This is a genomic window from Niallia sp. FSL K6-0212 (genome assembly GCF_038007605.1).
Classification (GTDB): domain Bacteria; phylum Bacillota; class Bacilli; order Bacillales; family Cytobacillaceae; genus Niallia; species Niallia circulans.
Genome location: NZ_JBBOXL010000001.1, coordinates 1,521,489 through 1,542,884, shown reverse-complemented (window position 1 = coordinate 1,542,884; position 21,396 = coordinate 1,521,489). Strand labels below are relative to the sequence as shown.

The window sequence follows — 21,396 nt, the reverse complement described above, 5'->3', positions numbered from 1 at the left end:
TTATTTTTACATTGGAAAACTATTTTTGCAGGCTTCTTTAGGTGCAAGTTGCTGATTGATTTATGCCATTAATTCTAATGCTCTTTCTAATACTGCTTTGCCATTCATCATTCCATATGCTCTCATATCAATTACTTCTACCGGAACTCTCCCCGCAATAATCTCCTCCACCTGTGGTTTTTGGTAACGCACCTGAGGACCTAATAAAACGACATCCACTTCATGTGCGACTTTTTGACATTCTGATACTGGCAATGCAAAGATTTCGAGCTCTATTCCTTTTTCTTTTGCTGCATCTTTCATTTTATTTACTAATAAACTAGTAGACATTCCCGCTGCACAAACTAAAAGTAATTTCTTCATTTTCTTCCCTCCAATAATTGATTTTTGTATAATATTCTCATTCGAATGGTCCTTTTTCATCATATGCTCCCCTTACTCAATCGGCGCAAAAGCTGACCCCACAAGGAATTTCTAATTTTCTCAGGCAATTACATACCCCCTTCCACTTAAAATGTATGCGTTTGCAAACTAATTAGAAGTAAAAATAACCACTTACTATCTTTTTTCTTCGGAAGGAATTTGTTACATTTTAGTCACAACCTGTTTTATAATAGAGGAAAGATTACCATGATTAAGGAAGTCATCCCCACTGATGATTAGTTGAACCATTTATATTTTTATGGACAGCGAATTTTTCATCTATTTGCGATTCACATATACTTTCAGTCCATTAATAGTTGGAAAAATGGTGAATGTAAGGAAAATTCTATTTAGAGTAGGAGGGAATAATTTGTTCACAAATGAAATGATCCAATCCTTTAATGATTTAGAAATGCTACTCTATAACTATGTTACAAAAAATATCGATAAAGTTATATATATGCGTATTAGAGAATTATCCGATGAAACGCATGTATCCACATCTAGTATTCTTAGATTCTGCCGAAAGTTAAACTGTGATGGTTTTTCCGAGTTTAAGGTTAAATTAAAATTATATTTAGATAGAAGTAAGCAAGAAAACTTAAAGTCAACGAAATACTATCTTTCTGAGTTCTTAGAACGCACAATGAAAGGTAATTTCGAAACATATATACAAGAAACTGCGGATATGGTTAGTCAATCTGATAAAGTAATTTTTGTAGGAACAGGAAGTTCAGGCATTTTAGCGGAGTATGGTGCTAGATATTTTTCAAGTTTAGGGAAGTTTTCCACTTTTATAAAAGACCCCTTTTACCCAATTAACAGCAAGGAGCTGAAAAAATGTACCGCTATCATCTTATCGGTTTCTGGTGAAACAGATTATACCATTCATCTTGCAAATCGATTAAAAATGGAAGGCTGCAATATTATTAGCATTACTAATAGTAAAGACTGTCACCTTGCAAAAATATCTGATATAAATATTGCGTATTATGTTACAGAAGTATATACAGGACGATCAAATATCACTTCTCAATTACCGGTCATGTACATCTTAGAGGAAAGCGCTCATAAGGTTAAAAAGAACAGCAAGCTTAATGAGGAGCGGGAAGCTTAGAAAAGAGTAACAGGGAAAAATAATTTGAGTTTGTCGACAAAAAGATATTGGAGAAGTAGAATTGCATTTTCATGCGTTGCTTGGAGTGGAGGGGGTGAGACTCCTGTGGTTAGCGAGACAGCCTAAGACCCTGCAGGCTGTAAGCAGACCGCGGCTCAGCGCGAGCGCCACGGAAAGCAACCCCCTGATTGAAAGAGGTTAATAAATATACTTAACTCCAATTTCTTTCCAAAATACAGGAGTTTGTATACACTGTGAATATAATTTCTCTCTATTTCCCTGTTACATCATTTTTAATCTTTATAATTGACGGCGGCTGCTCCACCCAATTATAGTCAATCATTAAATCTGCCCCATCTTTGGCATACTGGCCAATTTCGATCGAAAGCCTATCATAATTAAGTAGCAGGTCACTTCTTTGACTAGCTCCTCCCGCTAATGCATAATTTCCAATTCCTGAGGCACTCAATAAACTTATATGAAACATCATTAATTTATCAGAAAAAGTGCGTACAGTAGAATCTGTAATACCAATATCGGAAGTGTTCGGACTTTGTATCCCTTCTTTTAATAGAGTATCTGTAAATATTTTTAAGTGTTTTTGTGAAATATCTTTTCCTCTTAACATATAAGCCTGTACTTCTTTATTCGTCGTTGTCTGGGCGAAAGCCAAGGTAATCTTAAGTCCCATATTATTCGTCTGTGTATTCATAAAAAGATGGGAAACTTCCACTGCATTTAATGGTCTCTTTTTGTGAAATAAAGAGAAACCACTCAAGTATTTTCTATTTTCAATATAATCGACTTCCTTTGGTACGGAAGTAAAGGGGGCTCGGACTAACAATCCTTTTTTATCAAGAATAGAGGTACTTAACTGATATAGCTTTGAAGTATCCAGTAGTCCCTCTTGAAAAAAACGGATTATATCTTTCCGTGTGCACATTGATAAGAATCCCCCGTATGCCACTAATCCTGCTTTTGCCATTTGATTAATATAGGCTAAACAGAAGGGATCGGTAAACAAGGCTGGGGCCTTTTTATTTACATCGTCTTCTGTGAAGCCATGTGGTATGGCAAATTTATCTTCCAGGAAAATTTTCGCAAAGCGCTTTTCCTGTTTTTGAGCAAATCGGTAAGCAAAGCGAATAGCATCGACAATTTCCCGATCCTTCACATGTTGTACCATATGAGTGAGAACCTGTTTAGACATACAGTTATTTAAATAAGATGTCCACAGAGAAGCAATTTCTGAAGATGTTAGTTTTATATTTGATTGGGACATAAAGTAAAACCTCCAACACTTACATAGTTTTAATAGTATTGGCATCCCTATAGATATTATGCTATGCTATCCAATCAATCCATATAGAAAAAACATCATTTATAATAAAAGAATCCATACTAGACGAAAATATGAACAAGGAATGATGATAGATTTGAAAAATTCAGATATGCTTTTTCTTGATTATACTAATGGCAAAAATTTAACCGAAGCAGAGAACGATATTATCCAGTTTCTGATAGAGAAAAAGTTAGCCGGAGAAACGTTAAGTATCCGAGCAGCGGCTAATGATCTCTTCGTATCTACTGCAACCATTATCCGCCTTTGTAAAAAACTTGGTTTTAGTGGGTATAGTGAATTCATTTACAACCTAAATTTAAAAGTAACAAAGATGCTTGATCAAGAAGTGGAATATGTAGATAGTATTCATCAACCATTAATAGAGGCGGTATCCTCCTTTAAGCGTAATTATAAACAAACAATCGACTCACTAGATGAGACAACCATTGAACAGTTCTTATCTCAAATCAATGAAAATAAAATGATATATTTTTATGGCGCTGGCTTTTCCACTCTTTTTTCTAGCTATTTCGCTAAGAAATTAGAGTTATTTGGTTATTACGTTTCCAATACAACTACCAGCGACAGTCGTGCCATTTTTCTCAATAATATTCAAAAATACAAATTACTCATCGCTTTTTCCCGTTCTGGCGAAACAGCTAAAGTACTAGAGAAAGTAAAAATCGCCAAGGATAAAGGCGTAAAAACGATACTTTTCACCGGAAATAATAAAAGCTCAACAGCCAAAATTTCTGATATTGTCTTTACGGTCCTTGACCCTACTATTGAATCTCAACAAGAATTTGAGGTAACCTCCTATGAATCCAATATGTTTATGCTTATTGATTTACTCTTAATTATCGCGATTAAAAGGGGGATTATTAAAGAATATTAACAACTTTCCTTAATAACGCCAAAATAGAGGATGCTCGGGAGAACATCCTCTCTATTTCGTCCATTTGCCTTTCCTTCCATAACGTGTAACATGTTACAGGATTGAAAGACATAGTACACAATGATTGCAACCCCTTTCAAAATTATATGTTCAATTATATACTTTGGATATTAAAAGATATGATAACGCTTACCAAAAAGGGAGGTTTTATAGATGAAAAAGGTCGTAAATGGTCTTCAGCTATTCGGGAAATCCTTATTCGCACCAATTCTCATTCTACCGATTATCGGATTATTTATCGCATTTGGAAATGTTTTCGGAAACGGAAACTTAGCACAATATATCCCGTTTCTAGAACATCCATCTATCCAAAATACAGGGAAATTTATTTCTTCTTCTGCTGTATCAATTTTACAAAACCTTGCTTTAATCTTTGCTGTCGGCATTCCAATTGGCTTAGCTAAAAAGGATAAAGGATATGCTGCTTTAACTGGACTAGTTACCTTCGTTATTTTCATAAATGCCATGCATCAAGTGTTAAGTCTGTCTGGCAGCTTAGTGGCACCAGAGGAAATGCAGCTAGCTGGTCAAGCAATGGTATTAAATGTTCAAGTGTTAGAAATGGGTGTTTTCTCCGGAATTCTTCTCGGTGCTCTAGTTGGTATCTTACACAATAAGTACTGTGACACAGAATTTAAAGGGGTTATGGCCATTTACTCAGGACATCGCTTTGTTGCTATTTTAGCCATCCCTAGTGCCATGATTTTAGGAGCGATTGCTGCAGAATTTTGGCCATTTGTACAAGATGGCATTACAGCTGTTGCAAGCGGCATTAAGAATTTAGGAGTATTTGGCTTACTTATTTATGGATTCTTAGAAAGAATCTTAATCCCAACCGGTCTTCATCACTTAGTTTATACTCCATTTCTGTATACAGAACTAGGTGGAGTAGCCCATATCGGAAACGAAATTATCTACGGAGCGAGAAATATCTACTTTGCTGAAATGGCAGACTCAAGCATTAAAGTACTAAGCAGTACCGTTAACTGGGATGCTCGTGGCCTAAGTAAAATGTTTGGCCTGATGGGTGCAGCTTTAGCCATGTATGTGACAGCAGATAAAAAGAAGAAAACAATCGCAAAAGCCATTCTTCTTCCGGCAGCCTTTACTTCTTTTTTACTAGGAGTAACAGAGCCATTAGAATTTGCCTTCCTGTTCACAGCACCAATCTTGTTTGTGTTACATGCTGTACTTTCAGGTGTGGGAATGATGCTCTTAAGTATCTTTCATGTTCATGCGATTGGCGCTAATGGATTTATTGACTTCCTGCTATATAACTTGCCGCTTGGTACGACGAAATCAAACTGGCCAATGTTTATCTTAGTAGGACTATTAATGGCAGCTATCTATTTCCTACTTTTCCGCTTCTTAATTCTTAAATTAAATTTAAAAACACCGGGTCGCGAAGAGGATACAGAAACAAGTGAGACAGCAAATGCAGAAGCAGCAGCATCTGCTACTGCAAGAAATGACTCCCCCTCTGCTTTAGGTGCAACTATTGTTAATGCATTAGGTGGAAAAGCGAATATTGAAAATGTCGATAATTGCTATACAAGATTGCGCTTAATTTTGAAAGATCCAAATATAGTAGATGAACAAACATTAAAACAAACAGGCTCAAAAGGTATTATCAAGTCTGGTAATAATGTTCAAGTTGTTTATGGCTTAAATGTGAAATCAGTTCGAGACCAAGTAGACCAACAATTAGGAGGTATTTAAGATGAAGACATTTAAATTAGCAGTTGCAGGTGGAGGAAGCACTTATACACCAGGAATTATTCGTAGTCTGATGGATCGTCTAGAGGATCTGCCTCTATCTGAAATTCGTTTCTATGATATTGACGGAGAAAGACAAGCCAAAGTAGTTGTGGCCGCTAAAGCTGTTATTGAGGAATATACAGATAAAATTAAAGTCATTGATACAACAGATCCACAAACCGCATTTGAGGATGTAGACTTTGTATTTGCCCAAATGAGAGTTGGAAAATATGCGATGCGTGAGCTAGATGAGAAAATCCCTCTTTCCCATAATGTAGTCGGACAAGAAACCTGTGGTCCTGGTGGATTAGCTTATGGACTTAGAACGATTGCACCAATGATCGAATTAATCGATTATGTAGAAAAATATGCAAAAGAAACTGCATGGATTGTCAACTACTCTAACCCAGCATCCATTGTGGCAGAAGGAGTACGCAAATTACGACCAAATTCAAGAGTCCTAAATATTTGTGATATGCCGGTAGCAACCATGCGTAATATTGCAGCAATCCTTGGAGTCGAAAGGGAAGAATTAGAAGTAGACTATTTCGGTTTAAACCACTTTGGCTGGTTTACAAGCATTAAAGTGGATGGTGTGGAAAGATTGCCAGAGATTCGCGAACATGTTTATAAATACGGTTTACTGACAGAAGATATTTCCAAAATTGACTATCGTCATGCCGATTCTTCTTGGATTAAAACATTTAAGAACATTAAACTAATCATGGATCATTTTCCAGAATATCTGCCAAACCCTTATTTACAATACTATTTGTTCCCAGATCATATTGTCGAAACTTCTAATAAAGAATATACCCGTGCGAATGAAGTAATGGACGGGCGTGAAAAAACTCTATTTGAAACAGTGAAGAAATATGAAGAGACAGGGATTTTAGAAGATTCCTTCGCGGTTGGTGTACATGGAACATTTATTGTAGATGTAACGGTATCTCTTGCGCAAAATCTAGGAAAAAGATATTTAGTTATGGTAGAAAACAATGGCACGATTCCAAACCTGCCAGCTGATGCAATGATTGAAGTACCTGCACTTATTACTAGTGACGGTCCTAAGCCTGAATTTGTGGGAGATATTCCTTACTTCTATAAAGCAATGATTGACCAACAATTAGCATCTGAAAAGATCTTAGTTGAAGCAATTGTGGAAGGTTCCTACGAAAAAGCATTACAGGCTTTCACTTTAAATAAAACTTTACCATCAGCTAAAGTAGCAAAAGCAGTCCTTGATGATTTAATTGAAGCAAATAAAGAATACTGGCCAACCTTAACAAAGGAATATAAAGAAGGCGTACTAGTATAAGTTTTTAATAGTCCACAAGGAGTTTTGATACTCTTTGTGGACTTTTTTAGTTTCTAAATTGGCATTGGTTTTTATTATGTACCTCGGAAAGACAAGATCCATCATCTATAATTGCAAACAGCTAATTCTACCACCAGTAGAATCATTATTTTTTGAACATTCAACCAACCGTTGATAGGCACACTTCGGTATGTATGCTAGTATCGAAGTAGACAGTGCGCACTGGAAAAATAAAGGAGATGATAGGATGATTGATTCACGAAAAATTGGTGCTTATATATCTAAATTAAGAAAGGAAAAAGATTTTACCCAAGTAGAGTTAGCAGATAAATTAAATATTAGTCACCAAGCGATATCAAAATGGGAAAGAGGCGAGTCCCTTCCAGATATTACAACCATTCCTGTTATTGCACATGTATTTGATATATCTATTGACCTCTTAATGAATGCGGGGGTTGATAAGATGGACCATTCTAAACAATTAGGAAAAATCGTGCAGCATTTATCGGAGGATAAACCAGAAGAAGTTGCTCACTTAATCAATTCAGGATCCGCACAAGTAAATGAGCTTGTCGATATCGCTCCTATTATTAAATCTAGCCAGCTGAGTAAAGTATCAGAAAAGATGAATACCAATGTTTGGGATATAGACTCCATCGTCCACCTAGCTCCTTTTTTACAAACAGAAGCATTAGATGAAATAGTTATAGAAGCAGCGAAAAAAGCAATCAATTGGAAAATGATACAGCGTATTGCTCCTTTTGTATCTGCACATGCATTAAACAAAATAGCTGATCAGTTAATTAATGAATCCGCTGAACCAATGGAGTTATTGCATCTAGCGCCATTCTTAGAGGAAGAATACATGAATGATATGCTCCTAAAAGTAAGCACAGGCAAGTTAACATGGAGGTTCATTACAGAAATAGCTCCATTCGTAAGTGACACAGCTCTAAATGAGCTTGTTCTGCAAGAAATAAAGGATCCTTTAAATGAAGAAAAGATTCTGCCATTAGCCCCCTTTTTAGAAGAAGAAACAATTGATCAATTGACTTTGATTGCAGGTGGAAGAGGCAGCTGGCCATTCATCCGAAAGATGGCCCCATTTATAGGAGAAGAAACATTAAATACGCTGGTGGATAAAGCAGTAGATGATGAAATAGAATTAGAGGAGCTTACTGAGCTGGCACCTTTTTTAGAGGAAGAAGCGATCGAACGATTACTAGCTCGCATCGATCCTGACAGGCTGTCTCCAGGACTCCTGGCGAAACTGGCTCCGTTTATGGGAGAAAGCTCTTTAGGTACCATTGTTAAACAGTTGCTAAAAACAAATTAAGTTTTAAATGATAAACCAGAACAAACATATGGTTGTTCTGGTTATTGTTTACCTGGAATCTGCTGCTTTTTCTCTTAGATTATAAAATCCTCTGTGGCTCTCCGTCTTTCCTTCTAAAATAATTTCATGACTAATTCTCCAAATACCGATATAAAGTAGACTTACTTATCCCTGTTTCTTCTTTTATATCTTTCAAGGTATATTTTTTTGATTGATACATCTCGATTGCTTTTTTTACATTCTCATCGGCTTTTCGAGGTCTGCCGCTTGTTTTCCCATGCTGTTTCGCATACTCCATCCCTTTTTTGGTTCTTTCTCGAATAATTTCATTCTGGAATTCTATTAAATGGGACAGCATTTCGGACAATGAATATTTTTTTGTTCTTTCTGTATCAATATCTTCCTTAATTGTCTGTAAATAGGCACCTTTCTTCTCAAGGATATCTAATATCTCCATCAGATGTCTACTCGAGTCTGCAATCGCGAATAATTGCACCACCACAATCTTGTCTCCCTTGGAAAGGGACGACAACAATTCCAATAGCTTTGTTCTATTTTTTGCCGAATCATGTTCTTCTTTATACACTTGCTCACATATAGATTTTAGTATTTTTAACTGCTGCTCGCAGTGAATATCTGCGATGGTTGGGCGAATATAGCCATATATCATCTTCATTGCCTCCAACGTTATCTCTTTTTCCTATTATAGACAGAAATAAAGACCTTGTAAAAACTTTCCCAAAATATATTCCTTTTTGGGAATAATCATGATAGACTACTTTTAGTAAACAGAAGACAAATATTGAGGTGAAGCATTTGATTGAAAAGATAAAAAGGGAATGGTTTTCGAATATCCGCGGGGATATTTTATCAGGAATGGTTGTTGCCTTAGCGCTAATACCAGAGGCAATTGCCTTTTCTATTATCGCTGGAGTAGATCCGATGATCGGATTATATGCTTCCTTTACAATGGCTGTAGTTATTTCGTTTACAGGTGGAAGACCTGGGATGATTTCGGCAGCTACAGGGGCAATGGCACTATTAATGGGACCATTAGTCAGAGATTACGGGTTGGAATATTTATTTGCTGCTACGATTCTAACTGGTATTATTCAAATTATTTTTGGCGTATTAAAAATAGCCAAGCTGATGAAGTTTATTCCAAGAGCCGTTATGATTGGCTTTGTTAATGCCTTAGCCATCCTTATTTTTATGGCTCAAGTTCCACATCTTATTAACGTAACAAATATAACTTATTTATTCGTTATTATTACATTATTAATTGTGTATATCTTGCCAAGATTTATAAAGATTATTCCTGCGCCGCTGATTGCTATTATTATTTTAACGGCTGTTGCTATTTTTGGAAATGTTAATGTTGCTACTGTTGGAGATTTGGGGAAAATTACACAGTCCTTACCAACTTTCTTCCTTCCAAATGTGCCATATTCCTTTGAAACATTAGCGATTATTTTTCCTTATGCATTGGCTTTATCTATTGTCGGCCTACTGGAATCCTTATTAACATCTTCTATCGTTGATGATGCAACCGATACAGAAAGCAATAAAAATAGAGAAGCAAGAGGGCAGGGAATCGCTAATATTGTGACAGGATTCTTCGGTGGCATGGCTGGCTGTGCAATGATTGGTCAATCTGTCATCAATGTAAAATCGGGAGGAAGAGGCCGATTATCTACCTTTGTTGCCGGAGTCTTTCTTATGTTTTTGATTATGGTATTAGGCAGTCTCGTTGTACAGATTCCAATGCCAGTATTAGTCGGCATTATGATTATGGTTTGTATCGGCACCTTTAACTGGTCTTCCTTCAAATATATCGTGAATGCGCCAAAGGCAGATGCCGTAGTCATGCTTGTGACAGTCATTATTGTGGTTGCAACCGATAATTTATCCCTTGGCGTTATTGCTGGAGTCCTGTTAAGTGCGGTCTTTTTCGCAGCGAAGATTTCCCATGTTAAGGTGCATAAGCAAGAAAGAACGAATGAAGAGCACTATACTGTGGAAGGTCAATTATTCTTCGCATCTGTTGACAGTTTTATTAAAGCATTTGATACTTCCATTACCAACAACAAGATTTTCATCGATTTTACCCATTCTCATGTTTGGGATGATTCTGCAGTTGGTGCGATTGATAAAATCGCCTTAAAGTTAAAGGAAAACCAGAATACAGTAATAATGACAGGGTTAAATTCCGCTAGTCAAAAGATAGTGGATAAGCTTACTGTTTTTCAAAACCCAAATGCAAAAGTATCTGATCACTAAATCAGAAAAGGGGCGTAAATGATGTATTCTACTATTCTTTTAGCAATTGATGGTTCGAAAAACTCCTTAAGAGCAACGGAAGAAGCAGCCAAACTAGCATAAAAAGAGCCCAAAGCCCTATTAGTTGTTAAATAATCATAAGAGAGTGGCTATCTTTTGCCCACTCTCTTTTCTCTATTAAAACGTAATCGCGCTTATAAACTAGTAAGCTTCAGTTCTGATATAAATAAGTCTTGACGCCTTTTATACCTAACTTCACTTTGAATAGTCCTCCTGATTGTGGATGCTCTTTTAACTTCTCATCATCTAAACCAGACCGTGCTGTAGTTATATATAATTCATCCAGCCTTTTTCCCCCGAATGTACAAGAAGTCACATTTGGGACCGGCAAAAGAATTTCCTCTAGTTTTTCACCATTATCGGGATTCCATCTCGATACTTTTCCTCCACCATAATGAGCCACCCATAGCATTCCTTCGCTATCAATCGTCATGCCATCTGGAAATCCCTCTTCCTCAGAGAAATTAATAATCTGTTTTGCCCTCCCTAGCTCTCCTGTTTCTAACTCATATTCATATTGAGTGATAATTTGGGTAGGTGTATCAATATGGTAAAAGTATTTATTATCGCTTGTCCATGCCATTCCATTTGAAATAGTTAAATCGCTCATCTTCGCTGTGCATCTGCCATCTTTTCCAAGACAATAAAGGGCTGCCTCTTTCTTATCATCCCTGCTCATCGTTCCTGCCCACAATCGCCCTTTAGCATCGCACTTGCCATCATTAAATCGATTTCGTGTTAATTCCTTCTCTGGATCCGTCATGAATTCTAGCTGTCCTGTTTCTATATTTAAAAGATGAAAACCGCTATCTAATGTAACAATAAATTCCGTATCTTTTTTACTACAAGGGATAATGGCTGACACTTCACGTTCTAGTTGAATTTGTTTGTGCTTACCAGAGATATGGTTATACATATGTACTTTTTTCCCTTCAATATCTACCCAATATAAGAGATTATTCCTGAAATCCCAGCATGGCCCTTCCCCTAGCTCTGCTTTAGCATCAAGCACTAATTCTACTTCTTCATGCATGCGCTTCCCCCTCCATTATGTATATATAATCTAGCTCCTTTTTATATACCTTTTCTAAAAGGAAAAGAAACCCCTCCCTACCAAATTGTCTAAATTTTTTATGAATAAGCTGCTTCTTTTATCGTTTACCCTTGTAAATAAAATTTGCCTCTATTCGTAATGTGGTTCTATTTTTGGACATCAAATACTTCCAAATTGATCTACGAGTGTACGAGTAAAGAGCAAATTTTATTTACGTCCAGCACTGGTTCTACAATCTCCTTCTAAGGAATAAGTCTGTCACAGTCTCTTGGAAAAGCACTTGCTTCGCGGATGTTTCCTAAATTTAGAAACTTCATGATGATACGTTCTAAGCCAATTCCAAATCCTCCATGTGGTGGCATTCCATAAGCAAAGGAATTGATATAGGTTGTAAACTCACTTGGATTTAACCCTTTCTCCTTAAAAGACTCTATCAGTTCCGTTTGACAATGAATCCTCTGTCCACCTGAAGTAATTTCGCTGCCTTTATATAAAAGGTCAAAAGAATCAGTTAAAGCTGGGTTTTCTTTATTTGGCATTGTATACATTGGTCTCGAAGTTCTTGGATAGTTTGTTATAAAAACAAAATCGCTTCCATACTTATCTTTTATATACCTTCCAATGTATTTTTCCCCTTCCGTATTTAAATCTCCTTCAGGAGAGCTCTTCTGATACTTATCCTTTAATAGCTGCTGTGCCTCTTCTAATGTCATTTTTGGTATATTATTCAATACCGGTATTTCGACTTTTAATAAATCTAACTGGTTTGGACAATGCTCCTTTACGTACTGAAAAGTATATTGAAGAACCCGCCTTTCCATCTCCATTACTTCTTCCACATTGTCAATAAAGCCGATTTCAACATCTAGGGAAATATATTCATTTAAGTGTCTAGATGAATTATGCTCTTCTGCTCTATATACAGGTGCAATTTCAAACACTCGTTCAAACCCAGCGCCAACCATCATTTGTTTATAAAATTGAGGGGACTGCGCTAAATAAGCATGCTTATCAAAATAGTTAAAGGTAAAAACATTAGCACCGCCTTCTGCTCCCTGTGAAACAATTTTCGGTGTAAAAATGCGCGTAAAGCCTTCAGTAGTTAGGAACTCTGTAAAACCTTTTACAAACATAGATTGAATCGTAAAAATAGCATTAATTTGCTCATGTCTTAATGATAGAACTCGGTGGTTTAATAAATGATCTAATCCTACCTTAACATGGTTCTTATTAATTTCGAATGGCAAAGGGCCAGCTTCTGCTAGAATCGTTAATTCCCTTACTTGAAGCTCTACTCCATTTGCTGTTTTTTCCGTATCAACAAGAACTCCAGTCACCTGAACGACACTTTCTGTCTCTATCTTCAGTTGATTCTGCTCTTGCTCAAGGACACATTGAATCGTTCCCGTGCGATCTCTTAATAACAAGAAACCAACCTTTCCGAGCTGTCGGATTTTCTTCACCCAGCCCTTTAATACTACTTCCTTTCCAACATACTGTTCGCACTCAGAGATGAGTACCCTTTTTGAAGATTCCATATCGTTGTTCCTCCTAAAATAATCAGTAATTTTTTTTGATTCATATCGTTATCATCATCATCATCCACGGTACTCACCTCCTTATAAGAAAAGCCCTATCTTTTTGCTCTGTACACATTTGAAACAAAAATACGATGGTAGAAAACTGTCGTGAACCTATCTTGTAATTTAGAAAAAAACAACAAAAAACCGCCCCTATAAAAGGGACGGATTATCCGCGGTACCACCCAAATTGTTCTTTTCAAAAAACCACTTGTATCATAACGGTGATGGCCGGTTACTCCTACTAATTGTTTGTACAATCTTCAAAGTAACACTCACAGATGTCTTCACCAAAGACTTTTACACAATCTTTTCAGCTGCCGACTGCTCTCTTTTGAAAAAGTTTCTTAGGCTACTCCTTCTGATCAACATGTTCGCTCCATTAAATTATGTTTTATTATAGTCCTCTTCCTTTCCAATTTCAACCACTAAAAAAAGAAAATATAAATATTTCTGAATATGATTTTCCTTTTGATGCATAAAGTTTACTAATACGATCTTAAAGTTGAGGTGACTTTATTGAATACAATTCTCGAAACAGTTGAAAAAGAGCAACATAGACGGATAAAGAAACTTGTTGAACATCAGCAGACAGATGGATCTTTTCAATTCCGTTTTCAAGGTAGCTTAATGACAGATGCTTTTTATATCATTACGATTAGAGCCTTAAACATCGAAACCGAAGAAGAAAATATCCGTCTTTTGACTAAAACACTGCGTACTACCCAGGAGAAGGAAGGGTATTGGAAGGCATATCGGGATGAGCCAAATGGTCATTTATCAGCAACCATTATTGCGTATACTGCCCTTCTATACTCTGGCCATTATACGAAGGACGATCAACAGATGAAGAAGGCAAGATCATTTATTATAAAAAATGGCGGCTTAGCAAAAGCTCATTTTATGATAAAATGGATGCTTTCCGTCAATGGTTTATACCCATGGTCCCATATGATATACATTCCGATGACATTTTTATTGCTGCCAACGTTTCAGCCTATTAACTTCTACCAATTTAGCGCCTATGCCCGGATTCATTTCATTCCTATGTTAATAGCATCCAATAAAAAGTTTACCCTTCAGCCAAAAGCAAAGCTAGATGATTTATTTGTAAGAGGTATAGCTCTTTATCCATCTTACGAATACCTAGAAAATGAGCGGTCACCCCTTACCTTCCTGTGGAACGAAATGAAAAGAATCGGAAAATTCCCAGCCTATCTTCATCATTTAGGATTTCAATATGGCGAAAAATATATGCTAGATCGACTCGAAGAAGATGGAACGCTCTACAGTTATGCCAGTGCCACTTTCTTTATGATTTATGCCTTGCTTGCTCTTGGCTATAAAAAAGACTCACCTGTTATTAAAAAAGCAGTTTCAGGTCTCTCCTCTCTTATTGATAAAAGAGGGGAACTCAGCCACCTAGAAAATTCTACCAGCACCGTGTGGGATACAGGATTAATTAGCTATACATTACAACAAGCGGGCATGACTTCAGAATCTATTACGATAAAAAAAGCAACAAAATATCTTCTAACAAAGCAACATACAAAAAGAGGCGATTGGCAGGTTCATAATCCCCGTACAGAACCTGGCGGGTGGGGATTTTCTGACATTAACACTAATAATCCAGACAATGATGATACCTCAGCTGTTCTACGCGCCTTAACCGCTGCAGCTGCAAAAAATCCAACTGTTCATCAAGCTTGGCAAAAGGGCACAAACTATTTGCTTTCCATGCAAAACAGAGATGGCGGATGGGGCGCCTTTGAAAAAAATACAGATTGGGAAATACTTAAACTCGTTCCTATTGAAAATGCAAAAGATGCAGCAGTAGATCCATCTACCGCTGACTTAACAGGAAGAGTTCTAGAATATTTAGGTAATTTTGCACATCTGCGTTATACACATCCTCATATAAAACTGGCTGTAGATTGGCTAAGCGATAATCAAGAGAAAAATGGCTCTTGGTATGGCAGATGGGGAGTCTGTTATATTTACGGTACATGGGCTGCCCTTACAGGTTTAACAGCTGTTGGTATGTCTTTAAATCATCCAACAATCAAAAAGGCAGTAACTTGGCTGAAGAGAATTCAACATTCAAATGGCGGATGGGGAGAATCCTGTCAAAGCTGTGAAAAACTAACGTATGTGCCGCTGCCGTTTAGCACGGAATCACAAACAGCTTGGGCTGTCGATGCTTTAATCGCAGCAGGAGAAGGAGCGAGCAGAGAAGTAAAAAGGGGAATACAATATTTATTAGAAGAAAAAAGGGAGAATCATACCATTACTTATCCAACAGGCATCGGCTTACCAACTCAATTCTATATTTATTATCATAGCTATAATCATATTTTTCCATTACTTGCGCTATCCCATTATAGAATTGACCTCCTCAACAAGCTGGCAAATTCTTAAATTAATCTAGCGTTTTTCCGAAGCAGCTGCTCTCAATAAGCTTCGGAAAAACAGCTCTTGTCTACTTCGTCCGAATATTTTCATGGTGATTTTTTTTCAATAAAAGAAAAAACAGGACTAATCCGATGGTAACGGCAATATGGCCTAGGCCCGCGATTCCCGAAATAGCAGAATCTAACCCGCTTGATAAATCAAACTCAAGCACTTGCAGCGTTCCTCTAATAATCATTAGCGTAATAGTAGAAAGCACTCCAATATTGTAAAAATAAAAGAATACATCAAAGTTTTTGAGTGTATGGATTTTCATTGTATAACAGAATAGATAGACGATTAACATAATCATCATTCCTAAAGCAAACGAATGAGTATGCACCACGGAGAGCTGGGTCTCACCTGTAAAATCTCTCATTTTCGTAAATTCTCTATAGTAAACACCACTAACCAATCCTAAAATCGCATAAAAAAAGGCTATATTTAATACTTTCTTCATGTCTCTACTCCCTTTCAAGCCTATTCAATCACTACCTATCATTCTAACAAAATCCCAGTCTCGATACTATGACAGTTTTGTGGCTGTATTTCCTCCCACTTCTCATGTTTTATTTTTTTATCTTAAATTAGGTTAATGTCTCTTGAGTTTACCATTTAAAAGTGCTATCCTATACAAAACATTCCAATTCATAGAAATCGATGAAGAGAAAAAGTACGTTTTGTGTCCCTTTTAGCGAGCTGGGTATGGTGGAAGCCAGTAAGGAAAGCAAACCGGAAAAATCATCTCTGAGATGCAAGGCAGAACCCGAGCAGTTAGTAAGTCTTGACGGATTTCCACCGTTAAAAGGAACACGTATGATAGTACGTTGACTAAGCGCTGTTTGCTTTTTGCCAAACAGAATTTGGGTGGTAACGCGGGTTATAAATAATACACTCGTCCCTACATAGGGACGGGTGTTTTTTTATTTCCGAAAAATATCTTTCTATACTGGAATGTTTATTGATTATTATGGAGGGATATGGATGGAAACACCAAAAGAAACAGACAGAGGCCGCGAAGAAAGAATTCTCGCTTTTTGGGAAGAAGAGCAAATTTTTCAAAAATCAATTGAACAGCGCAAAAATAAAGAACCCTTTGTATTTTATGAAGGACCGCCAACAGCCAATGGGCTTCCGCACGTCGGGCATGCGTTAGGTAGAACGATCAAGGATATCATTGCCAGGTTTCAAACAATGAACGGCAAACAAGTCATTCGCAAAGCGGGCTGGGATACGCACGGGCTTCCGGTGGAATTAGGCGTAGAAAGGGCACTCGGTATTTCCGGAAAACAAGAAATCGAAAAATATGGCGTGATTCCTTTTATTGAACAATGTAAAGCTAGCGTATTCTCCTATGAACAACAATGGCGCACATTTACAAAAGAACTAGGCTATTGGGTTAATATGGATGATCCTTATATGACCATGAGTAATGATTATATTGAATCTGTTTGGAATATCCTTGGTAGCATTCATGAGAAGGGCTGGCTGTATAAAGGGCATCGTGTTTCTCCATATTGCCCTAGCTGTCAGACCTCCTTAAGCTCACATGAGGTGGCTCAAGGTTATAAAGATGTAAAAGATTTAAGTGCTACTGTCAAATTCAAGCTTGCTTCAAAGGAGAATGAATATGTACTAGGCTGGACAACGACCCCGTGGACATTACCAGCAAATGTTGCATTAGCAGTTCATAAAGACTTGGACTATGTAAAGATTAAAATGGAGGACGATGTATTTATCATCGCTAAAAATAGATTACAGGCAGTATTTGGTACAGAGGGAGAGGTGATCGAACAATTAAAAGGGGAAGACTTACTCGGACTTTCCTATATAGCACCATTTTCTTACGTGCAAGTGGAGAAAGGTCATACTATTCATCATGGTGATTTCGTCACAAGTGACAGTGGAACTGGAATTGTCCATATTGCCCCAGCTTATGGCGAAGATGATTATCATCTTGTGCAAGCGAACGACCTTTCTTTTGTCCATGTAGTTGATGAAAGGGGAAGATATAAAGAAGCCATTACCCCTTTAGCAGGCACCTTTGTAAAAGATGGAAAAGCGGATGTCGAGATAATCAAAATGCTTCATCAAAAGGGACTGTTATTCCATAAAGAAAAATATGAACATTCCTACCCACATTGCTGGCGCTGTGACACAGCTCTTTTGTATTATGCAACCGAAAGCTGGTTTATCAAAACAACCGCAGCAAAGGAAATGCTGATCGCGAAAAATCAAGAGGTAAACTGGTACCCTGAACATATAAAAGATGGCCGTTTTGGAAATTTCCTTAATGGATTAGTCGATTGGAATATAAGCCGAAACCGTTATTGGGGAACTCCACTAAACGTATGGCAATGTACTTGCTGCCAAACAGAAATAGCTCCTAAAAGCATAGCACAGCTAAAAAAATATACGAAGAATCCTTTTGACCATTTAGAATTGCACAAACCGTATGTGGATGAACTAATCTTAACTTGTCCCTCATGCAGTGGGGAAATGCATCGAACACCAGAAGTGATCGACGTATGGTTTGATAGTGGCTCCATGCCATTTGCCCAATATCATACACCTTTTGAGAATAGCGGCATACTTCAACAGCAGTTCCCTGCAGATGTAGTTGTGGAAGGAATCGATCAAACAAGAGGATGGTTTTATTCACTGTTAGCTGTTTCCGTCCTTTATTCTGGCAAAGCACCATATAAAAATGTGGTAGCAACAGGGCATGTACTAGATGAACAAGGACAAAAAATGTCTAAAAGCAAAGGCAATGCATTAGACCCTGTAAAGCTTATCCAAACATATGGCGCAGATGCACTACGGTGGGCGCTTGTGGCAGACAGTGCTCCATGGAATCAAAAGAGATTCTCAGAAAAAAATGTCCAAGAGGCAAAATCAAAGATTATTGATACATTCTTAAGTTTATTTCATTTCTATTCCCTATACGCTGAAATAGATCATTTTGATCCGAATTTACCAAGAGCTAATAACCTCCCAATTATGGATCGCTGGATTCTTTCTCGCTTAGAAACGACATCGATAGTTGTCCAAACGGAGATGGAACAATATCAATTGACCAATGCCGCCAGAAAAATCGCTGCATTAATGGATGATATAAGTAATTGGTATATTCGCAGAAATCGCGAGCGATTTTGGAGTAGGGGAATGTCAGAAGACAAACTTTCTGCTTTTCAAACCTTATATAGTGTTTTAATCCATTTATCACAATTATTAGCTTCGTTTATTCCCTTTACATCTGAAAGTATTCATCTTGCCTTAACAGGGAAAAGCGTTCATTTAACTAATTTCCCTTCCAGAAACTCTGAAAGGGTAAATAAACAATTAGAAGAACAAATGGAAAAAGTAAAAGAAGTGGTTGAGCTCGGAAGAAGTCTTCGTCATCGGTTTCAAATAAAAACAAAACAACCGTTGGCTACATTATTGATGTTCTCGAACAACAGTAACCAGAATACTGATTTTTTACAGTTTGAATCTATCATAAAAGAAGAACTAAATGTAAAAAGGATTAACTGGCTAGATTCACAAGAAGATTATGTTCAATATTCTTTAAAACTTGATTTTAAAAAGGCAGGTCCAAAACTAGGAAAAAGTGTTAAATTTATAAAGGATAAATTACAAGCTGCAACAGAAGAAGAGATAAATTTATTTAGAAATAAAGGATATTTAACTTTCCAACTAGAAAGTAAAGAATGTATTACCTTAACAGGGGAAGAAATACTTCTCCAAAGAAAGACAAATCTACCTGGATATCATGAGGCTTCCAATAAAAATTTCACCGTAATGCTTGATACTACCATATCAGAGGCATTAAAAAAGGAAGGGAACATCAGAGAACTGATTCGTTCTGTCCAAGATTTGCGGAAAGAAAAGAACTTGCCAGTCGATAAGAAAATTGATTTATATATCGACTGTCCAGTCACTTTCCAACAAACGATTATGGAATATCATTCTCTTATTCATAAAGGAGTTATTCTCCATGAGCTTCTATTCGAAAGAATAACAGAAATGAAAGAGCTTCAAATAGACGGCGAAAAAGTATCCATTGGATTGAAATAACCATTCAAAAAGGCTGTCTCACATATGGTGCACAACCTATCTGAGACACCTTTTTTCTTTGTAAGAATGTGTTTTTCAAAAAGAAATTAGCCGTAATCGGTTCTATTTTTTTCATATTAGATTATACTATTGGGCAGGGGTGAAAAAAATGTACAAACTATTATCGCATAATGACCTAGATGGAGTTGGCTGCGGCATTATTGCAAAACTCGCATTCGGAGAAGACGTAGAGGTGCGTTATAATTCCGTATCTTTTCTCAACCAAGAAGTAGAAAAGTTCTTAGATCAAAAAACGGAAGACACTTTTCTCTTTATTACCGATCTTTCTGTCAATGAAGAAAATACGATTCGATTAGATGACTATTATAAAAAGGGTGGCAAGGTACAACTAATCGACCATCATAAAACAGCTCTTCATTTAAATGATTTTGAATGGGGATTTGTGTCTGTTCAAGATGAGGATGGAACTTTGACTAGTGCCACGTCTTTATTATATGAATACCTTGTAAAACATGAATACATGACTCCCTCTCCAGCAATATCAGAATTCGTGGAGTTGGTAAGACAATATGATACATGGGATTGGGAAAGAAACAATAATTTAGAAGCACAACGTTTAAATGCACTTTTCTATCTTATTTCATTTGATGAATTTGTGGAAAAAATGGTTACACGATTAAAGGAAAGTGATCATTTCTACTTCGATGAGCTAGAAACACAGATTCTAGATATGGAAGAAAAGAAAATTGACCGTTACATCCGTCGGAAACGTCGTGAACTTGTCCAAAAGGAAATAGACGGTTTGTATGCAGGCATTGTATATGCAGAGCAATACCATTCTGAATTGGGGAATGAACTTGGCAAGGAATATCCTCATTTAGATTACATAGCAATTGTTAATATCGGTGGAAAAAAACTTGGATTCCGCACGATTCATGATCATGTAGATGTATCAAAAGTGGCGGGCGTATACGGCGGGGGAGGTCATGTAAAGGCATCTGGCTGCAACTTAACCGATAAAGCATACCAAAATTACTGCTTAGAAACCTTTGCCTTAGAGCCTTTAAGGGAAGACCCGAAAAAGAATGAATACAATAAAAAAGACTCTCCTCTTGGGACTTTATTTGAAAATAAACAAGATGAGGTATTCTTCCTTTATCAAGTGAGCAAAAACCAGTGGGCAATAAACCATAAAAAAACAAAGCTTCCACAAACCTTCTCTACCTTCCTACAAGGAGAAATCTTCCTGCGCCGAAATTATGGCGTATGGCTTGCAAGAGATGATAAATACATTCGCTACGTAATGGACTTTGTTAAACATAAATAATATTGCCAAAAAACCATTTTGAATAAAGATTGTTCAAAATGGTTTTTCTATTAATAACTTTGTTAGATTTTTTATAATAAAGTTTGATTATTTCTATACTTTTTTATTCAACTAACGCCCACGTTAGTTTAAGTACAATACTTCACAATCTTTTCTATGACTTTATGAACTTAATTCCTTAAATGCGTTATCAATGCAAAAATTACGCCACCTTTTTTGGCGTTCTCGCCAAATTTTTGTGGATTTACAACTAGTAATATGCAAAGTCTTATGCAATAACTGAGATTGTACAGCATTGTTCAATATACTTCCAAAACGTTG

At 36.8% G+C, this 21,396-nt stretch carries 16 protein-coding genes and 2 other annotated features; of the genes, 10 read left to right on the top strand and 6 right to left on the bottom strand.

Annotated elements, in window-relative coordinates:
* Window positions 1-60 precede the first annotated feature (60 nt).
* Entirely contained in the window at window positions 61-363 is a 303-nt protein-coding gene (locus MHH96_RS07245; protein ID WP_047944695.1) for a PTS sugar transporter subunit IIB, read from the bottom strand.
* 430 nt (window positions 364-793) lie between these two features.
* On the opposite strand from MHH96_RS07245, the gene MHH96_RS07240 reads away from it, so the two are divergent.
* Complete coding sequence (locus tag MHH96_RS07240; RefSeq protein ID WP_047944689.1) at window positions 794-1,540, top strand: MurR/RpiR family transcriptional regulator; 747 nt, start codon at window positions 794-796, stop codon at window positions 1,538-1,540.
* A gap of 271 nt (window positions 1,541-1,811) precedes the next feature.
* Here the strand turns inward: MHH96_RS07240 and MHH96_RS07235 are convergent, their stop codons facing one another.
* The gene (locus tag MHH96_RS07235) at window positions 1,812-2,822 is read right to left on the bottom strand and encodes a DUF3231 family protein (protein ID WP_047944688.1); all 1,011 of its coding nucleotides are present in this window, start codon (window positions 2,820-2,822) and stop codon (window positions 1,812-1,814) included.
* 154 nt (window positions 2,823-2,976) lie between these two features.
* On the opposite strand from MHH96_RS07235, the gene MHH96_RS07230 reads away from it, so the two are divergent.
* The 4 genes from MHH96_RS07230 (at window position 2,977) to MHH96_RS07215 (ending at window position 8,249) form a co-directional block, all read left to right on the top strand.
* Window positions 2,977-3,777, top strand: a complete 801-nt coding sequence (locus tag MHH96_RS07230; RefSeq protein ID WP_341116986.1) for a MurR/RpiR family transcriptional regulator — start codon at window positions 2,977-2,979, stop codon at window positions 3,775-3,777.
* A 213-nt stretch (window positions 3,778-3,990) separates the two neighbouring features.
* Window positions 3,991-5,556, top strand: coding sequence for a PTS transporter subunit EIIC (locus tag MHH96_RS07225; protein WP_047944685.1), 1,566 nt, complete (start codon window positions 3,991-3,993; stop codon window positions 5,554-5,556).
* A 1-nt stretch (window position 5,557) separates the two neighbouring features.
* Window positions 5,558-6,913, top strand: coding sequence for a 6-phospho-alpha-glucosidase (locus tag MHH96_RS07220; RefSeq protein WP_047944684.1), 1,356 nt, complete (start codon window positions 5,558-5,560; stop codon window positions 6,911-6,913).
* Window positions 6,914-7,160: 247 nt separating this feature from the next.
* Window positions 7,161-8,249, top strand: coding sequence for a helix-turn-helix domain-containing protein (locus tag MHH96_RS07215; RefSeq protein ID WP_341116983.1), 1,089 nt, complete (start codon window positions 7,161-7,163; stop codon window positions 8,247-8,249).
* A 130-nt stretch (window positions 8,250-8,379) separates the two neighbouring features.
* On the opposite strand, the gene MHH96_RS07210 is transcribed toward MHH96_RS07215, so the two are convergent.
* The gene (locus tag MHH96_RS07210; RefSeq protein ID WP_144580941.1) at window positions 8,380-8,919 is read right to left on the bottom strand and encodes a recombinase family protein; all 540 of its coding nucleotides are present in this window, start codon (window positions 8,917-8,919) and stop codon (window positions 8,380-8,382) included.
* A 146-nt stretch (window positions 8,920-9,065) separates the two neighbouring features.
* On the opposite strand from MHH96_RS07210, the gene MHH96_RS07205 reads away from it, so the two are divergent.
* Both MHH96_RS07205 and MHH96_RS07200 read left to right on the top strand, forming a co-directional pair.
* Window positions 9,066-10,529 (top strand): SulP family inorganic anion transporter, encoded by a 1,464-nt coding sequence (locus MHH96_RS07205; RefSeq protein WP_047944682.1) that lies wholly within the window; start codon window positions 9,066-9,068, stop codon window positions 10,527-10,529.
* 18 nt (window positions 10,530-10,547) lie between these two features.
* Complete coding sequence (locus MHH96_RS07200) at window positions 10,548-10,631, top strand: universal stress protein (RefSeq protein WP_321198323.1); 84 nt, start codon at window positions 10,548-10,550, stop codon at window positions 10,629-10,631.
* Window positions 10,632-10,740: 109 nt separating this feature from the next.
* Here MHH96_RS07200 and MHH96_RS07195 read toward each other — a convergent pair whose 3' ends face one another.
* Together MHH96_RS07195 and aspS are read right to left on the bottom strand one after the other, a co-directional pair.
* Window positions 10,741-11,622, bottom strand: coding sequence for an SMP-30/gluconolactonase/LRE family protein (locus tag MHH96_RS07195; RefSeq protein WP_047944681.1), 882 nt, complete (start codon window positions 11,620-11,622; stop codon window positions 10,741-10,743).
* Between the two features lie 263 nt (window positions 11,623-11,885).
* Window positions 11,886-13,181 carry an aspartate--tRNA(Asn) ligase gene (gene aspS, locus MHH96_RS07190; protein WP_047944680.1) on the bottom strand — a complete coding sequence of 432 codons (1,296 nt, stop codon included), beginning with the start codon at window positions 13,179-13,181 and terminating at the stop codon, window positions 11,886-11,888.
* A gap of 199 nt (window positions 13,182-13,380) precedes the next feature.
* Window positions 13,381-13,601: a binding site (T-box leader), on the bottom strand.
* Window positions 13,602-13,742: 141 nt separating this feature from the next.
* Here aspS and shc point away from each other — a divergent pair.
* Entirely contained in the window at window positions 13,743-15,641 is a 1,899-nt protein-coding gene (gene shc / locus MHH96_RS07185; RefSeq protein WP_047944679.1) for a squalene--hopene cyclase, read from the top strand.
* Window positions 15,642-15,702: 61 nt separating this feature from the next.
* Here the strand turns inward: shc and MHH96_RS07180 are convergent, their stop codons facing one another.
* Window positions 15,703-16,131: a DUF2871 domain-containing protein gene (locus MHH96_RS07180; protein ID WP_047944678.1), complete on the bottom strand. Its 429-nt coding sequence runs from the start codon at window positions 16,129-16,131 to the stop codon at window positions 15,703-15,705.
* Between the two features lie 191 nt (window positions 16,132-16,322).
* Window positions 16,323-16,577, top strand: a binding site (T-box leader).
* 78 nt (window positions 16,578-16,655) lie between these two features.
* Here MHH96_RS07180 and ileS point away from each other — a divergent pair.
* Together ileS and MHH96_RS07170 are read left to right on the top strand one after the other, a co-directional pair.
* Window positions 16,656-19,748, top strand: a complete 3,093-nt coding sequence (gene ileS, locus MHH96_RS07175) for an isoleucine--tRNA ligase (RefSeq protein WP_144545948.1) — start codon at window positions 16,656-16,658, stop codon at window positions 19,746-19,748.
* 148 nt (window positions 19,749-19,896) lie between these two features.
* Entirely contained in the window at window positions 19,897-21,075 is a 1,179-nt protein-coding gene (locus MHH96_RS07170) for a DHH family phosphoesterase (protein WP_061801186.1), read from the top strand.
* Window positions 21,076-21,396 lie beyond the last annotated feature (321 nt).

Coding starts and splice junctions, on each gene's coding strand:
- MHH96_RS07245 (WP_047944695.1), bottom strand. CDS start 363: ATGAAGAAATTACTTTTAGTTTGTGCAGCGGGAATGTCTACTAGTTTA.
- MHH96_RS07225 (WP_047944685.1), top strand. CDS start 3,991: ATGAAAAAGGTCGTAAATGGTCTTCAGCTATTCGGGAAATCCTTATTC.
- MHH96_RS07215 (WP_341116983.1), top strand. CDS start 7,161: ATGATTGATTCACGAAAAATTGGTGCTTATATATCTAAATTAAGAAAG.
- MHH96_RS07195 (WP_047944681.1), bottom strand. CDS start 11,622: ATGCATGAAGAAGTAGAATTAGTGCTTGATGCTAAAGCAGAGCTAGGG.
- MHH96_RS07170 (WP_061801186.1), top strand. CDS start 19,897: ATGTACAAACTATTATCGCATAATGACCTAGATGGAGTTGGCTGCGGC.
- ileS (WP_144545948.1), top strand. CDS start 16,656: ATGGAAACACCAAAAGAAACAGACAGAGGCCGCGAAGAAAGAATTCTC.
- MHH96_RS07220 (WP_047944684.1), top strand. CDS start 5,558: ATGAAGACATTTAAATTAGCAGTTGCAGGTGGAGGAAGCACTTATACA.
- MHH96_RS07200 (WP_321198323.1), top strand. CDS start 10,548: ATGATGTATTCTACTATTCTTTTAGCAATTGATGGTTCGAAAAACTCC.
- MHH96_RS07210 (WP_144580941.1), bottom strand. CDS start 8,919: ATGATATATGGCTATATTCGCCCAACCATCGCAGATATTCACTGCGAG.
- MHH96_RS07235 (WP_047944688.1), bottom strand. CDS start 2,822: ATGTCCCAATCAAATATAAAACTAACATCTTCAGAAATTGCTTCTCTG.
- aspS (WP_047944680.1), bottom strand. CDS start 13,181: ATGGAATCTTCAAAAAGGGTACTCATCTCTGAGTGCGAACAGTATGTT.
- MHH96_RS07180 (WP_047944678.1), bottom strand. CDS start 16,131: ATGAAGAAAGTATTAAATATAGCCTTTTTTTATGCGATTTTAGGATTG.